The organism is Pantoea phytostimulans, from assembly GCF_046118715.1.
In the GTDB taxonomy this organism is placed as follows: domain Bacteria; phylum Pseudomonadota; class Gammaproteobacteria; order Enterobacterales; family Enterobacteriaceae; genus Pantoea; species Pantoea phytostimulans.
Map to the genome: position 1 here is coordinate 2,873,194 of NZ_CP173698.1, position 12,793 is coordinate 2,885,986.

Sequence of the window (12,793 nt, forward strand, 5' to 3'; positions counted from 1 at the left end):
ATCGGTGACTTAACGTTCAGGTTCTGTTTTTACTCTTTACTGAACCTGAAACAGTATCTACCTCTTTAGGGTTAATTCAAGGGCGATTTCGCTGCCTTTCCGCGCCAGGGATTACCCCAGCACGTTGACCACGGCAAAGCCGGCAAAGGTCATCAGCAGCGAACCGATAACGTGTACTAACACGCTCGACATCGCCCAAAGGTATTTACCTGATTGTAGCAGCACGACAATTTCAGCGGAGAAGGTCGAAAATGTGGTCAAGCCGCCGCATAACCCGGTGACGATCAGCAATTTCCAGGTTGGGTCGATTTGAGGATTTTTTACGAACCACGCCAGTGCGGCACCAATGACAAACCCGCCTACCAGATTCACGATTAACGTGCCTGGCGGCAGATTAGGAAACAGCGTATTAAAACGCAGTGAAATGAGCCAGCGCAGGGCACATCCAACCGCCCCGCCTAACATCACGGCTAACAGAGATTTCAACATCAGTAATGCTCCTGTTTAGGGATACGCGCAGGATCGCGGTGGCAGGCAAAACACGCGCCTGACACATCCGCTCCTGCGTGAGGATTACGGTGTATGTCAGGCGTCATCAGCCGCGGATTAACGCCGCAAGCGGTTGGGAAAGGTGGAACGCCATCACCTTAAGGCGATGATAATACTCGCGAGATTGGCCGCTGACAACTCAGGGTTTTAAGGGGAAATAGAGCGTGAAGCGGGTTAATCCCTGCTCACTCTGAACCGCGCAGCGTCCATGATGTAACTGCATTATGCTGCGCACAATCGACAAGCCTAAACCGCTGCCGCTGGAAGAGAGATGACGTGAACTGTCGGCGCGCCAGAAGCGATCAAACAGTCTGGCTTGCCGTTCTGAAGGAATGGTTGGGCCGTGATTTTCCACGCTGATTGTTACGCCATTCGCGCCTGTTTCGCTGAACAACCGAATCACGCTGCCGCTGTCACCATAGCGCAGCGCGTTGGCGAGTAGATTGGCCAACGCACGCAGCAGCAGGTCGAGATCGGCCTGCACTTCGCCCTGTAATTCAACCCGTAACGCCATCTGACGCTCTTCAGCCAGACCTTCAAAATAGTCTGCTAAGCGTGTACCCAAACTCTCAAGATCCAGGATTTGTAGGGCAATCGCCTGGCTGGCATCTTCAGCTTTCGCCAGAAACAGCATGTTATCAATCATCTTTGCCAGTCGTTCTAGCTCTTCATAATTCGAGCCGAGCAGCGCCTGATATTCAGCGGACGTGCGTTGCTGGCCCAGCGCCACTTCGGTTTGCCCGATGAGCGTATTCACGGGTGTGCGCAGGTCGTGAGCCATATCCGCTGAGACCTGACTCAACTGCTGATAGCCTGTTTCCAGTCGCGTCAGCATTTGGTTAAACGCCGCCACCAGCGGCTGGAGTTCAAGCGGCACTTTTGTGAGTCGAATGCGATGAGAAAGGTGGCGAACATCTATCGCATCCGTTTCTGAAGCCAAATGACGTAGCCCAACCAATCCTCGGCGCAGGGAAACATGCGCGATTAACGCCACTAACAGCGTAGCCAGTAAGGTAAAGGTAATAATTTGATCACGATAGCTGGCAAGGGTTTGGGTACGTTCGGTCATCAAACGTCCGGTGACAATTTCTATTTTTCCCGGTCCGTCACGCGTGTTGGCCAGCGCGGCAGCGGCGATAAACGGCGTGCCATCTGATGACTGTAAATGATGAACAGCATTGAGCGTCAGCGGCTGTTCGGCGGACATCGGCGTGATGGCAGGCAAGGTGCGCTGGCCAGGATTGACCTCAATCAGTGGCGATTGACCGGGAAAACGCAGCATTAATAGCGACTCGGTGTTTCCCAACATGTTGGCAAACAGTCGCGGCTTTTGATGAATAAGCGCAATCGCGTCCTCATCACGCAGCAGCGTACGAATTTGATCCATGCGCGCCAGCAACGCGCCATCATCACGTACACTGATTTGCTTCGCCAGCGAGTGATACAGCGCCAGCCCCGTTAACGCCATCACTACCAGCATGGTACACGCCAGAATCAGCGACAGCCGCGTGGTGAGCGACAGCGGTTTCATGCTTCCGCCTCGCAGCGATAACCGACGCCGTGCACGGTGTGAATCAGTGGCCGGGAAAAGGGTTCATCTACTTTCTGTCGTAAGCGGCGCACCGCCACATCCACGACGTTGGTATCGCTATCAAAATTCATATCCCAGACGCGTGAAGCGATCAGCGTGCGCGTTAACACCTCGCCGGGATGCTGCATAAACAGCAGCAGCAGATTGAACTCTTTATTAGTGAGATCGATGCGCTGACCAGCACGCTCAACCCGCCGTTTAGCAATGCTAAGCCGCAGGTCGGAGAGTGTCAGAATATCGGGAAGCTTCTGCTGGCTGCCGCGTCGCAACTGCGTTCGTACCCGCGCCAGCAGCTCAGCAAACGAGAACGGTTTCACTAAATAGTCATCTGCGCCCAGCTCCAGACCTTTAATGCGATCCTCTAGCGTGCCTTTCGCCGTCAGGAAAATCACGGGCGTGTGGATCTGTTGATCCAGCGAGGCCATCACTTCCCAGCCGCTCATTTCCGGCATCATGACATCCAGTAAAATCAGATCGTAATGGTGTTCTTGTGCGCAAAACAGGCCATCCTGGCCATTTGCGGCGACATCGACAACATAACCCGCTTCCGTCAGGCCATGTCGCATGTATTCACGGGCCTTCGCCTCGTCTTCAATCACCAGAATTTTCATCGTGTTCTCCGGGAATATCTGCGGGCGCGCCGGTGGTCAGGATTTGGCGTGTTGAGCTGCTTGCTCAATTAAACTGGCGACCGCATCAGGATGTGATTCATACACCGAATGGCTGGCGCCGGCCACTTCTACTGTGTGACTGTGGGCGCGTTTGGCGTACATCCGCTCGAGATCGGGATTAATAATTTTGTCGGCTTTCGCCACCATGTACCAGCTGGGTTTGGTTTTCCATGCAGGATCAGGAATGTTGGCGGTAAACACGGCAGCAGACGTCGGCATCTGTGCATGCGCTTCAAAGTCGGCTTGTTTAGCCGTCAAATCGGCAGCAAAGTCGCTATGAAAGTGTTGCGGCGCAATCATCAAAAATCCATCCGGCGTTTTCATGAAAGGGTGCGCGCTATTAGGGAATTTTTTGCCGTTGCTGGCTTCGGTTTCCCCATTATCCAGCGCATGTGCCGCGATATAGACCAGTCCCGCCACATGGTTGTCGTTGCCCGCTTCGGTAATGATCGCGCCGCCGTAGCTGTGGCCGACCAAAATCGCCGGCCCCTCTTGCTGATCAAGCACGCGCCGTGTCGCGGCAACGTCGTCAGTAAAACCGGTTAACGGTTCCTGCACCAGCGTGACGTGATAGCCGTCGTGCGTCAGCCGATCGTAAACCGGACGCCAGCCCGAACCGCCTACAAAGGCGCCGTGGACTAATACAATATTTTTTACTGCTTCCGCCTGTGCCGCTGTTCCTGCCAGTGCACACAGCATACCTGCGGCCAGAATGATTTGCTTTTTCATGATCGTTTCCTCATTGATTTGATGTGAAGAGGATAACGAATCGGCTCTGACACAGAGGTGAGGAAGTTATGACAAAAGAATGACCGTTCGTTTCGATTATCTCTATTACATTGAAACCCAGTGTAAACATCAGGCGCTAAACAGGCGCGCCAGAGTTACTTGACGCGCTGGCACTCATCGCTGTAATGCTGGGTACTTAATACGTTTTTCGGAGAACACCATGCGCACCCTGATTTTTGATACTGACATCGGCGTTGATGACGCATTTGCGTTGGCGTATGCAGCAAAAACCCAGCGTTTGCTCGGTATCACTACCGTGTTTGGTAATGTTGCGGTTGGGCAAGCGACAAAAAATGCCCGGCTATTTTGTGAAAAAATGGGCATTGATGTGCCGGTTTATCGCGGCTGTTCACGTCCGCTGGCGCAGGCGCCCAGTGCGGCCGCTAAACTGCACGGTGAAGACGGATTGGGTGATGCCTTTGAAAACCCACACAGCGATCAGGCCACGGGCGCGGTGCAGTTCATCATTGATAGCGTGCGGGCGCAGCCGCATGACATCACGCTGGTGGCGATTGGTCCGCTGACCAATATCGCCAGCGCCATTAATCAGGCGCCTGACATCATTCCGCTGGTGAAAGAGTTGGTCATCATGGGTGGCGCGTTTGGTACAGAAGGCCATTCAGGCAACGTAACGCCCTTCAGTGAATTTAATATCTGGAAGGATCCGCACGCCGCCGATCAGGTGCTGTCATCGGCGTTACCGGTGGTTTTGATGCCGCTGGATGTTACGCACAAGGTCTTAATTCGCGAGGCAGAAGTGCATCAGCTGAACCAGCCCGTGTTAAGTGCCATCTGCCGTCCTTACCTTGCCTACAGCCTGGCAAAAGAGGGTTTTGCCGGCATGGCGCTGCATGACACGCTGACCATTTCCTGGCTCTGTTTGCCCCACGCGTTCACATTGATCGAAAGCCCGCTAAGAGTGATCACTGAAGGCATCGCCAGCGGGCAAACGGTCAGAAAACTCAGCAGGTTAGCATCACGCGAAGATGCGTTTCGCGACCTCCCTGCGCAGCGTATTGCGTTATCTGTCGATGCCGATGCGGTACGCGCGCACTTCTTCTCTACCCTTTCCGCACAGCCATCATGACTTCAAGCGGGTTAATCCTTGAGAATGGGGTTAACCCGCCAGGCTAGCGCGGTACATCAGCGGTCAAAATAGATAACACCTTTGATCAGCTCACGATTGTTAATCACCTGCGGTTCAAAATCTTCCGCCAGCGTTGAGAAAGCGAAGTGTTCATTTAACATCATTTCAGCACGCAATTTTCCGCTGGCCATCAACGCACGAACACGGTCGAAATCTTCACGCGTCGCGTTGCGGCTGCCCATTAGCGTGGTCTCTTTTTTATGAAACTCGCTGTCGGGGATCACCAAATCACCTTTATGCAGACCGACGTAAACGATGGTGCCGCCGTGACGCATTAAATTCACCGCGTTGTTCATCGCTGCTGGACTGCCGGTGGCATCAATGACTTTCAGGGCCAATCGGCCATTAAACTGCTCGCGCAGCGCATCGTAAAAGTTTTCGTCGGCGGGATTAAGCGCCGCTAATGCCAACTTATCGTTGACGTGCTGTCGACGGAATTCGCTGGTATCTGCTACCACCACGCTTGCACCGTTTGCGGCGGCAATCGCGGCCACGCCTAACCCAATCGGCCCGGCTCCCACGACTAAAACATGTTCACCGGCAACGATTCCGGCGCGGCGCACTGCATGTGCACTGATAGCGAAGGGTTCAATCAGTGCGGCAGCTTCGGGTGCCACATCGTCCACGGCCAGCAGATTGCTAACCGGCACGTTCAGGTATTCACAAAAACCGCCATCCTGATGAACACCAATCACAGAGATTTTTTCGCAGCAGTTAGTTTTGCCGCTCTGACAAGCATCGCATTGCTGGCAGGAAATATAGGGGATCAGCGCTACGCGTTGGCCCCGTTCAAACCCGCGAGCATCGCTGCCCAACTCCACGACTTCGGCACACAATTCGTGGCCTAACACGCGTGGATAGCTGAAGAAAGGTTGATTGCCTGCCCAGGCATGAATGTCGGTTCCGCAAATACCGGCGGTGAGAATTTTAATTAGCGCTTCGCCCGCCGCTGGCGTCGGCTTGTCACGCGTAGTCCAAACCATTTTGCGCGGTTCAGCGATAACCAGCGTTTTCATTGTCGTCATGATGATTCTCCCGTTGTCTTGCAGGCATTTATGGCGAATCTCAGCGCAACCGCGGATTTAAACAGTGGGAACTGTGAAGCACGACGATTTTTTTGGGCTTTGAATGGTTTTTAATGCATAAAAACCCGGAGGCGTCATGAGTCGAAGTCAAAACCTGCGTCAAAACGTGATCAACCAGATGTTGGAAAGCATTGCGCAGCACCACATTCGCTCACCACTGCCGCCGCAGGCTGCGCTGGCGGAAATGTTTAACATCAGTCGCACCACGGTGCGTCACACATTGCATTATCTGCATCAGCGTGGCGTACTGGACAAAGTGGGGGAAACCTACGTTATTGTGCGCGATCCTACTCAAGAAGATGGCTTCAGCGCCCTGACGCCGCCAATTGAACAGCAGGCCAGTCAGTTTGAGCAGGCGTTTTTCAATATGATTAACCAGCGTCAGTTAACGCCTGGCGATGCGTTTAGCGAGTTGCAGTTGGCCCAGCAGGTGAAAGTCAGTCCGGTGGTGGTGCGCGAATTCCTGCTGCGCTTTATGCGTTACGACTTGTTGGAACCGGTTAAGCGTGGCCAATGGCGAATGAAGAAATTCACGCAGGATTACGCTGAGAAGCTGTTCGAACTGCGAGAAATGCTGGAAACCCATGCACTGAGCCGCTTCCTCAATTTACCTGCCGACGATGAACGCTGGATTCAGGCGCGCGATCTGCTGAACCGTCATCGATCAATGCGCGACACCATCGCCAGTAATTATCGTCATTTCGCTGCGCTGGATAAGCAGATGCATTCCCTGATTTTATCCGCTGCCAATAATCCTTTTTTTAATCAATCGCTGGAGATTATTTCAGTTATTTTTCATTCGCATTATCAATGGGATGAGAGTGATTTAAAGCAGCGTAATATTGTGGCGCTGGAAGAGCATATGGCGATTCTCACCGCGCTGATTGGCCGACAAGATGTCGATGCGCTGTGCGCATTACACAATCATCTAACGACAGCCAAGACTTCAATGGTGCGATCCATTCGTCAGTACAATTAAGAACCGATTAAAAACCGATTAAAAACCACAAAGCATTAGCTCCCGCACGAATCAGAAACATCTTTGCAACATCGTTGACCCTTTGCTTCTAGTCTCAACTGCAACGTCATGGCGGCCCCTTTTACCGTCACGCGAACACTGACTTTCACCATAACGATAAGTACCCAGTTCCGGGAGGTTGCAATGGACAATACATCGGTTACCGGTCGCGATACCTCGCCCGGCAAGCCCTCGCCAGGTCAGGATTACATCCCGATGCGTAGCGATGTGGTGCGCTCACCGCGCATTCGCAAAATTCAAATTACGGCAATGCTGCTGTTGCTGTTCGCCGCCATCATTAACTATCTCGATCGCAGCTCGCTTTCTGTCGCCAATATGACCATCCGTGAGGAAATGGGTTTAAGCGCCACCGAAATTGGGCTGCTGCTGTCAGCGTTCTCGCTGGCTTACGGTTTGGCACAGCTGCCGTGTGGCGCGTTGCTGGATCGCAAAGGTCCCCGCATCATGTTGGGGTTAGGCATGTTCTTCTGGTCGCTGTTCCAGGCGGCATCAGGACTGGTAAACAACTTCACTCAATTTATTTTGGTGCGTATCGGCCTGGGAATCGGTGAAGCGCCGATGAACCCGTGCGGCGTCAAAGTGATCAACGATTGGTTCAATATCAAAGATCGCGGCATGCCGATGGGCATGTTCAACGCTGCCTCGATGATTGGCCTTTCCGTTGCGCCACCCATTCTGGCAGCAATGATGCTGGTGCTCGGCTGGCGCGGCATGTTTGTCACCATTGGGATTCTGGGCATTTTCCTCGCCATCGGCTGGTATATGATTTATCGCGATCGTGACAACAGCAAGCTGAGTGCAGAAGAGATTAATTATCTGCAAGCGGGCAGCGTGGCGTCGCGTAAAGAACCGATCAGTTTCAAATCCTGGCGTGGTTTGTTCAAGCAACGCACCATGTGGGGCATGATGATTGGCTTCAGCGGCATCAACTACACCGCATGGTTGTATATTGCCTGGCTGCCGGGTTACCTGCAATCCACTTACAACCTTGATCTGAAAAGCACCGGCCTGCTGGCAGCGATTCCGTTCTTGTTTGGTGCGGCAGGCATGTTGCTGAACGGCTATGTGGTTGATGCGCTGGTACGTCGCGGTTACGACGCCGTGAAAACCCGTAAAGTTTGCATTGTGAGCGGCATGGTGTTGTCTGCAGCGTTTACCGCGATTGTGACGCGGGCCACCGATACCACCAGCGCAGTGACGCTGATTGGCATGGCGCTGTTCTGCATCCACTTTGCGGGTACCTCATGCTGGGGCCTGATTCACGCTAACGTGACGGCGCGTATGACCGCATCTGTGGGCAGCATCCAGAACTTCGCCAGTTTTATCTTCGCCTCGTTCGCGCCGGTTATTACCGGTTGGGTACTCGACACCACCAAATCCTTCAGCCTGGCGCTGATGATTTGTGCCTGCGTCACCTTAGTTGGCGCGCTGGCTTATTTGGTGCTGGTACGTAAACCCATTACCGACAACGATTAATCTTCCCGCGAAGGCGCTGATCAGTTCAGCGCCTTCAGCGTTACGCCATGCCGTACGCCGTAACGCTGAATCCCTGAAATCACCTTTTCAACACTCAGCGGCGGCGGCGGCGGAAGCAGCGCTGCGCGCTCACGCAAAGCAGAATCGAAGCGTGCCAGCGTGGCGAAATCACGTGGGAAACGCTCCGTATCTACCCCAACAAAAGCGCCTTCATCGCGGGCAAAATTTAATAACTCCTGCCAGCGCGAAATCTCGGCCAACCCAATACTCTCGGTGCCATGTGAAAACAGCATCATGTCGATGTTGCGGAATGGCGGCTGTTTCTCCAGGAATTTTTGCAGCGCGGCCGCTGAAGGCGAGGTACAGAACACCAACCAGAAGGGAATCGCGTGCTGGTGCATGCTGCACCACGGATCCATCAGTAAGAAGCTGTCCACCGTCAGGCGCGTCGGCAAAATTCCGGCGGCCAGATACCAGTCTCGATAGATTTCAGCCACGACAAAACTCAGCGCTTCCGGGTCTTCGTAACGAATTTCCATCAGCTTGAGACCTTGTGATGTCGCCAGATTTTTCAGCGGCGGAATCAGATAACCGTCCAGCCCCCATTCCGCTTCCGGCACACTGTCGGTGGTGCGAGGCGCATCCCATTTTTCGCGATTAATACCGTAACGTGCCAGATACTCAGCCACGCGCGGCCCGCCCTCCAGATACTCTTTTTCGGTTGCTCCGCCCAACGCACCAAACTGGAAAAAGGAGCGATCGCTGGTGCGTGTCACCGGCCATTGACGCGTGCAATGATTGATAAACAGTGTTGAGCCGGCGGGCAAACTGCCCATTAAAAATTCGTTAAACGCCAACGGCAACGCGCGCAGCTTCAGTCGGTAATAGCTCATCTGATCAAGCATCAACCGATCCTGATTTGGATCCTGCATGTGGTGCACCGCCAGTTGCGGCCAGGCAGCAAGCAGAGCCGCAGCCACGTGTTTGCCCTGCTCAAAACCGGCCTGCGCATCATCGGGATCGTTGTTGAGTGCCCGCACCGGACAAAGAAAGGTTTGTGGCAACCACGGCACGCCCATTGCCGCCGCGAGATGAATCATTGCGCCATTTGATGAGCCGATAAACGCCGCCGGATAGGATTGCTGTGGATATTCGCTCACCATCCATTCGGCAATACCTTCAATATCCAGTTCGCCAGCCTGTGCCACGCTGATCCCTTCCGCCATGCCGCCAACGGCGTATCCCCATTCTCGCAGCCGCGTCGGCAGTTTATTCAATGACGGCAACAGGCGATCCAGTGTTGGCGACTGGCTGGGGCTGGCAAACGGGCGATCGTGTAGCGCATTGGCTAACGCCACTAACATGGCAGCAGAGGAATCGAAACGGGCGATGCCTTTTGGTGGTTTACTCATGATGATTCTCCTGCTGAATGCGCGCCAGGAACGGACGGATTGCGCGACAGAAACTCCACGGATAAACAAAATGTAGCGTATGGGTGCCGCCGCGCAGCGTAAGGGTTTCACCGTTGGCCAGCAGTGCACCCAGCTCTTCAACCCAGCGTGCGGGCGAGACCGTATCACGCGAGCCGCGCAGTAACAGCGTGGGTGCCGTAATGTAGGTGAGCCTTCGTTCGATATGGTCGCGCATCATGGCGCGCAGGGTGCCAAAGGCGCGCCACAGTCCCGCTTTGGCGTAGTCAACACGCGACAGCTGACTGGGAGAGCGATGTGATTCCAGTCGCCCGTTGTGCCAGTCGCGCCAAATTTGACGGGGCAGGCTTCGGGCGTGACGATCAACCGTTGGGCCTTGCAGCACCAAACCTGCCACGGCTTCAGGATGATTAACCGCTAACGCCGCCAAAATTTGGCAGCCAAACGAGTTACCGATCCAAATCGCGCGCTGGAAATTGTTGTGCTGTAGCCAGAGCCAAAGCGCTTCGGCTAACTCATCCACCGACAAGATGGGCGCTTTCGCCGGTAACGCGCTGGCGCCAAAGCCGGGCAAATCTGGCACTAAAACGTGGTAATCGCGGCTTAATGCTAAAGCCAGATCTTCCATCGACCTGCCCGACAACACCAGGCCGTGAATCAGCACCACCGGCAAGCCGTGGGTTTCATTGGGTGTGACCCGCGTAAACATGCGCCAGTCACCAATTTGCTGATAATAACCGGCCAACCCGGCGTGATGGCTACGCGTTGAGACTGGCGGAGTTTGCTTCAGCTGTTGCCATTTTTTGATGCCCCACCACGCGGCGGCGGCCCCTAAACCTACACCGGCGACCAGCGCCGCACGCTGCCGCCGTTTACTCTGGATAGTTCGCCCCATCTGCTGCTCCTGTTCAGACGTAGACTTTCAGTGTAGGACGGGATTCAGCGGCAGGCGGTTTATCAGATTAATGGGGCCATAAATTGTATTTCACACTGGCGGGCAATTTCCCACAGCTTGCTGCGGATCACCTGTTTCAGGTGCAGCGTAGATTGTGATTGTGGCTGGTCGCGACGGCTAATCAGCATCACTTCAAACGGCAGCGGTTGTGCGATGGGCAGCAGCTTGAGTTTGTCGGCGTAGCGGCAAGCCGTAAACAGATCAACCACGCCTACACCGCCGCCCGCCAGCACCATATCGGCAATGACTGAATAGGTTTTGATCGACAACGATAGCGCCGAATGCAGCTGCTTATCACGCAGGGCGCGATGCAAAACGCGCCCAAGCGGATCCTGATTCTGCATCATCAACAGATTGTTAGCGCACAGCCATTCCAGCGTAACCGGAGCCTGCTGCGGCGAGTCGGCTGGCAACAAGGCTACCATGGATGATTGAAACAGCGGCTCGGCCAGTAAATCAGCATCGACCTGTTGACCAAACACCAGCGCGAAATCGAGTTGATTATCAAGCAGACTGCGACACAGCGTGCCGAAGTGTTCGGTCACTAGCTCAACGTTTACCGCCACCGCCTGTTGTTGATAGGCCACCAGCGCGGGTGCCAATACCATTTGACCAAATGCGTGCGCCGCGCCCACGCGCACCGTTTGCCCTTCGCCACGTCGCAGCTGCTCAGCGAGCAGATTGATCGCCTGCAAGCGATGATAAAGCTCATCAATTTCCGGTAACAGGCGACGCCCTTCAGCAGTGACCACCATGCCCTGCGCACGCCGCTCAAACAGCGTAAAACCGAGCTGCTGTTCGGCGTGATTAAGTACCCGACTCACATTGGGCTGTGACACATTCAGCAGGCGCGCCGCACCGCTGATGGTGCCGGTCTGTACAATCGCCTGAAAGACTTCAATATGCCGCAGCCGCATCGTTATTCGCCCCAGGTCGCTTCGAGCACGCGCAACCAGTTGCCATGACAAATTTTATTCAGCAAGGCGTGGCTGTACCCGCGCTTCGCCAGCGCCTCGACCAGCAGCGGGAAGCCCGCCACATCTTTCAGCTCATCCGGCATGGTTGCGCCATCCAGATCTGAACCAAAACCCACGCCATCTTCACCGACTTTTTCCAGCAGATATTCAACGTGGCGCACGATCTCATCCACGCCGGTTGCCGCATGACGATCGCCATCGGCACGCAAAAATGGCACAGCAAAGTTAACGCCGACAAAGCCTTTGGTTTCGGCGATTGCCGCAAGTTGGCGATCGGTGAGATTACGCGACTGCGCGCTTAACACATGCGCATTGGAATGACTGGCGACCAACGGTGCATCGCTGATTTCAGCGGTATGCCAGAACCCTTTCTCATCCATGTGCGACAGGTCAACAAGGATACGGCGACGATTACAGTCGCGCACCAGCTGTTTACCTGCGGGTGTTAAGCCCTCGCCAAGATCTGGCGACGAGGGATAACGGAACGGCACACCATAACCAAATTGGTTGGTGCGGCTCCAGAGTGGGCCAAGCGTGCGCAAACCGCTGGCGTAGAGCATATCCAGCAGATCACCGTTGGTATCCAGCGCTTCCGCACCTTCAACGTGCATCACCACTGCCAGAACCTGTTGCGCCATACATTCACGAATCTCTCGCACGCTATGGCAGATTTTGATCTTACCGGCTGAAGCCGCCTCAATTCGTAGCAGCAACGCCAGCATAGAAAAAGTGGCATCGCGTGCCGCTGAGACAATTTCCTGAGGAAAATCCAAGGCATCTGGCTCGCTTCTTGCAACAGACGGATGCGTTGGCACCCACGTGGCGAAAATGCCGCCCGCCATATTGCCTTGGCGGATGCGCGGAAAATCCATTTGGCCTGAATCGGTGCCCTGCAAAAAAGCGCGGACCGGATCCGGCTGATGGTGCTCCCACAGCTTGTTTAACACGTCGTTGTGCCCATCAAACACCGGGATGGCAAGCCGTGCAGCGGTAATTTTGTCAGACATATTTATCCATTCCGTTAACGAGAGAGCGCGCACAGCGCAGGCAAACTGACCGCGCGGACGCACCAAAAAGAGGCAAA

At 54.5% G+C, this 12,793-nt stretch carries 12 protein-coding genes and 1 riboswitch; of the genes, 3 read left to right on the forward strand and 9 right to left on the reverse strand.

Annotated features, from left to right (window positions below; translation table 11 throughout):
• Positions 1-111: 111 nt before the first annotated feature.
• From crcB to ACF2G4_RS13475, 4 genes are all read right to left on the reverse strand, one after another.
• Complete coding sequence (crcB, locus tag ACF2G4_RS13460) at positions 112-489, reverse strand: fluoride efflux transporter CrcB (protein WP_215845303.1); 378 nt, start codon at positions 487-489, stop codon at positions 112-114.
• 90 nt (positions 490-579) lie between these two features.
• Positions 580-656, reverse strand: a riboswitch (Fluoride riboswitch).
• Between the two features lie 32 nt (positions 657-688).
• Positions 689-2,080 (reverse strand): heavy metal sensor histidine kinase, encoded by a 1,392-nt coding sequence (locus ACF2G4_RS13465; protein ID WP_409074971.1) that lies wholly within the window; start codon positions 2,078-2,080, stop codon positions 689-691.
• Positions 2,077-2,751: a heavy metal response regulator transcription factor gene (locus ACF2G4_RS13470; RefSeq protein ID WP_215845301.1), complete on the reverse strand. Its 675-nt coding sequence runs from the start codon at positions 2,749-2,751 to the stop codon at positions 2,077-2,079. The genes ACF2G4_RS13465 and ACF2G4_RS13470 overlap by 4 nt, the downstream gene beginning before the upstream one ends.
• A 36-nt stretch (positions 2,752-2,787) precedes the next feature.
• Entirely contained in the window at positions 2,788-3,540 is a 753-nt protein-coding gene (locus tag ACF2G4_RS13475) for an alpha/beta hydrolase (RefSeq protein WP_409074972.1), read from the reverse strand.
• Between the two features lie 220 nt (positions 3,541-3,760).
• Here ACF2G4_RS13475 and ACF2G4_RS13480 point away from each other — a divergent pair, with 220 nt between their 5' ends.
• A complete protein-coding gene (locus ACF2G4_RS13480) occupies positions 3,761-4,687 on the forward strand; it encodes a nucleoside hydrolase (protein ID WP_409074973.1) in 927 nt (308 codons plus the stop codon).
• Between the two features lie 56 nt (positions 4,688-4,743).
• Here ACF2G4_RS13480 and ACF2G4_RS13485 read toward each other — a convergent pair whose 3' ends face one another.
• On the reverse strand, positions 4,744-5,772 hold the full coding sequence (locus ACF2G4_RS13485; protein WP_332626022.1) for a zinc-binding alcohol dehydrogenase family protein: 1,029 nt from the start codon (positions 5,770-5,772) through the stop codon (positions 4,744-4,746).
• A 136-nt stretch (positions 5,773-5,908) separates the two neighbouring features.
• On the opposite strand from ACF2G4_RS13485, the gene ACF2G4_RS13490 reads away from it, so the two are divergent.
• Together ACF2G4_RS13490 and ACF2G4_RS13495 are read left to right on the forward strand one after the other, a co-directional pair.
• Positions 5,909-6,811, forward strand: coding sequence for an FCD domain-containing protein (locus ACF2G4_RS13490; protein ID WP_409074974.1), 903 nt, complete (start codon positions 5,909-5,911; stop codon positions 6,809-6,811).
• Positions 6,812-6,994: 183 nt separating this feature from the next.
• Entirely contained in the window at positions 6,995-8,347 is a 1,353-nt protein-coding gene (locus tag ACF2G4_RS13495; RefSeq protein WP_215845298.1) for an MFS transporter, read from the forward strand.
• A gap of 20 nt (positions 8,348-8,367) precedes the next feature.
• On the opposite strand, the gene ACF2G4_RS13500 is transcribed toward ACF2G4_RS13495, so the two are convergent.
• From ACF2G4_RS13500 to ACF2G4_RS13515, 4 genes are all read right to left on the reverse strand, one after another.
• Positions 8,368-9,759 carry a hypothetical protein gene (locus ACF2G4_RS13500; RefSeq protein WP_409074975.1) on the reverse strand — a complete coding sequence of 464 codons (1,392 nt, stop codon included), beginning with the start codon at positions 9,757-9,759 and terminating at the stop codon, positions 8,368-8,370.
• The gene (locus ACF2G4_RS13505; RefSeq protein WP_243079921.1) at positions 9,752-10,672 is read right to left on the reverse strand and encodes an alpha/beta fold hydrolase; all 921 of its coding nucleotides are present in this window, start codon (positions 10,670-10,672) and stop codon (positions 9,752-9,754) included. Before ACF2G4_RS13505 ends, ACF2G4_RS13500 begins: the two co-directional genes overlap by 8 nt.
• Before the next feature lie 62 nt (positions 10,673-10,734).
• Positions 10,735-11,649, reverse strand: coding sequence for a LysR family transcriptional regulator (locus ACF2G4_RS13510; protein WP_215845297.1), 915 nt, complete (start codon positions 11,647-11,649; stop codon positions 10,735-10,737).
• Positions 11,650-11,651: 2 nt separating this feature from the next.
• Entirely contained in the window at positions 11,652-12,716 is a 1,065-nt protein-coding gene (locus ACF2G4_RS13515) for a dipeptidase (RefSeq protein ID WP_409074976.1), read from the reverse strand.
• Between the last annotated feature and the right edge of the window lie 77 nt (positions 12,717-12,793).

Excerpts from the sequence above, each read along its gene's own strand:
- ACF2G4_RS13490 (WP_409074974.1), top strand. The coding sequence starts at position 5,909 with ATGAGTCGAAGTCAAAACCTGCGTCAAAACGTGATCAACCAGATGTTG.
- ACF2G4_RS13505 (WP_243079921.1), bottom strand. The coding sequence starts at position 10,672 with ATGGGGCGAACTATCCAGAGTAAACGGCGGCAGCGTGCGGCGCTGGTC.
- ACF2G4_RS13465 (WP_409074971.1), bottom strand. The coding sequence starts at position 2,080 with ATGAAACCGCTGTCGCTCACCACGCGGCTGTCGCTGATTCTGGCGTGT.
- ACF2G4_RS13470 (WP_215845301.1), bottom strand. The coding sequence starts at position 2,751 with ATGAAAATTCTGGTGATTGAAGACGAGGCGAAGGCCCGTGAATACATG.
- crcB (WP_215845303.1), bottom strand. The coding sequence starts at position 489 with ATGTTGAAATCTCTGTTAGCCGTGATGTTAGGCGGGGCGGTTGGATGT.
- ACF2G4_RS13510 (WP_215845297.1), bottom strand. The coding sequence starts at position 11,649 with ATGCGGCTGCGGCATATTGAAGTCTTTCAGGCGATTGTACAGACCGGC.
- ACF2G4_RS13495 (WP_215845298.1), top strand. The coding sequence starts at position 6,995 with ATGGACAATACATCGGTTACCGGTCGCGATACCTCGCCCGGCAAGCCC.
- ACF2G4_RS13480 (WP_409074973.1), top strand. The coding sequence starts at position 3,761 with ATGCGCACCCTGATTTTTGATACTGACATCGGCGTTGATGACGCATTT.
- ACF2G4_RS13485 (WP_332626022.1), bottom strand. The coding sequence starts at position 5,772 with ATGACGACAATGAAAACGCTGGTTATCGCTGAACCGCGCAAAATGGTT.
- ACF2G4_RS13515 (WP_409074976.1), bottom strand. The coding sequence starts at position 12,716 with ATGTCTGACAAAATTACCGCTGCACGGCTTGCCATCCCGGTGTTTGAT.
- ACF2G4_RS13500 (WP_409074975.1), bottom strand. The coding sequence starts at position 9,759 with ATGAGTAAACCACCAAAAGGCATCGCCCGTTTCGATTCCTCTGCTGCC.
- ACF2G4_RS13475 (WP_409074972.1), bottom strand. The coding sequence starts at position 3,540 with ATGAAAAAGCAAATCATTCTGGCCGCAGGTATGCTGTGTGCACTGGCA.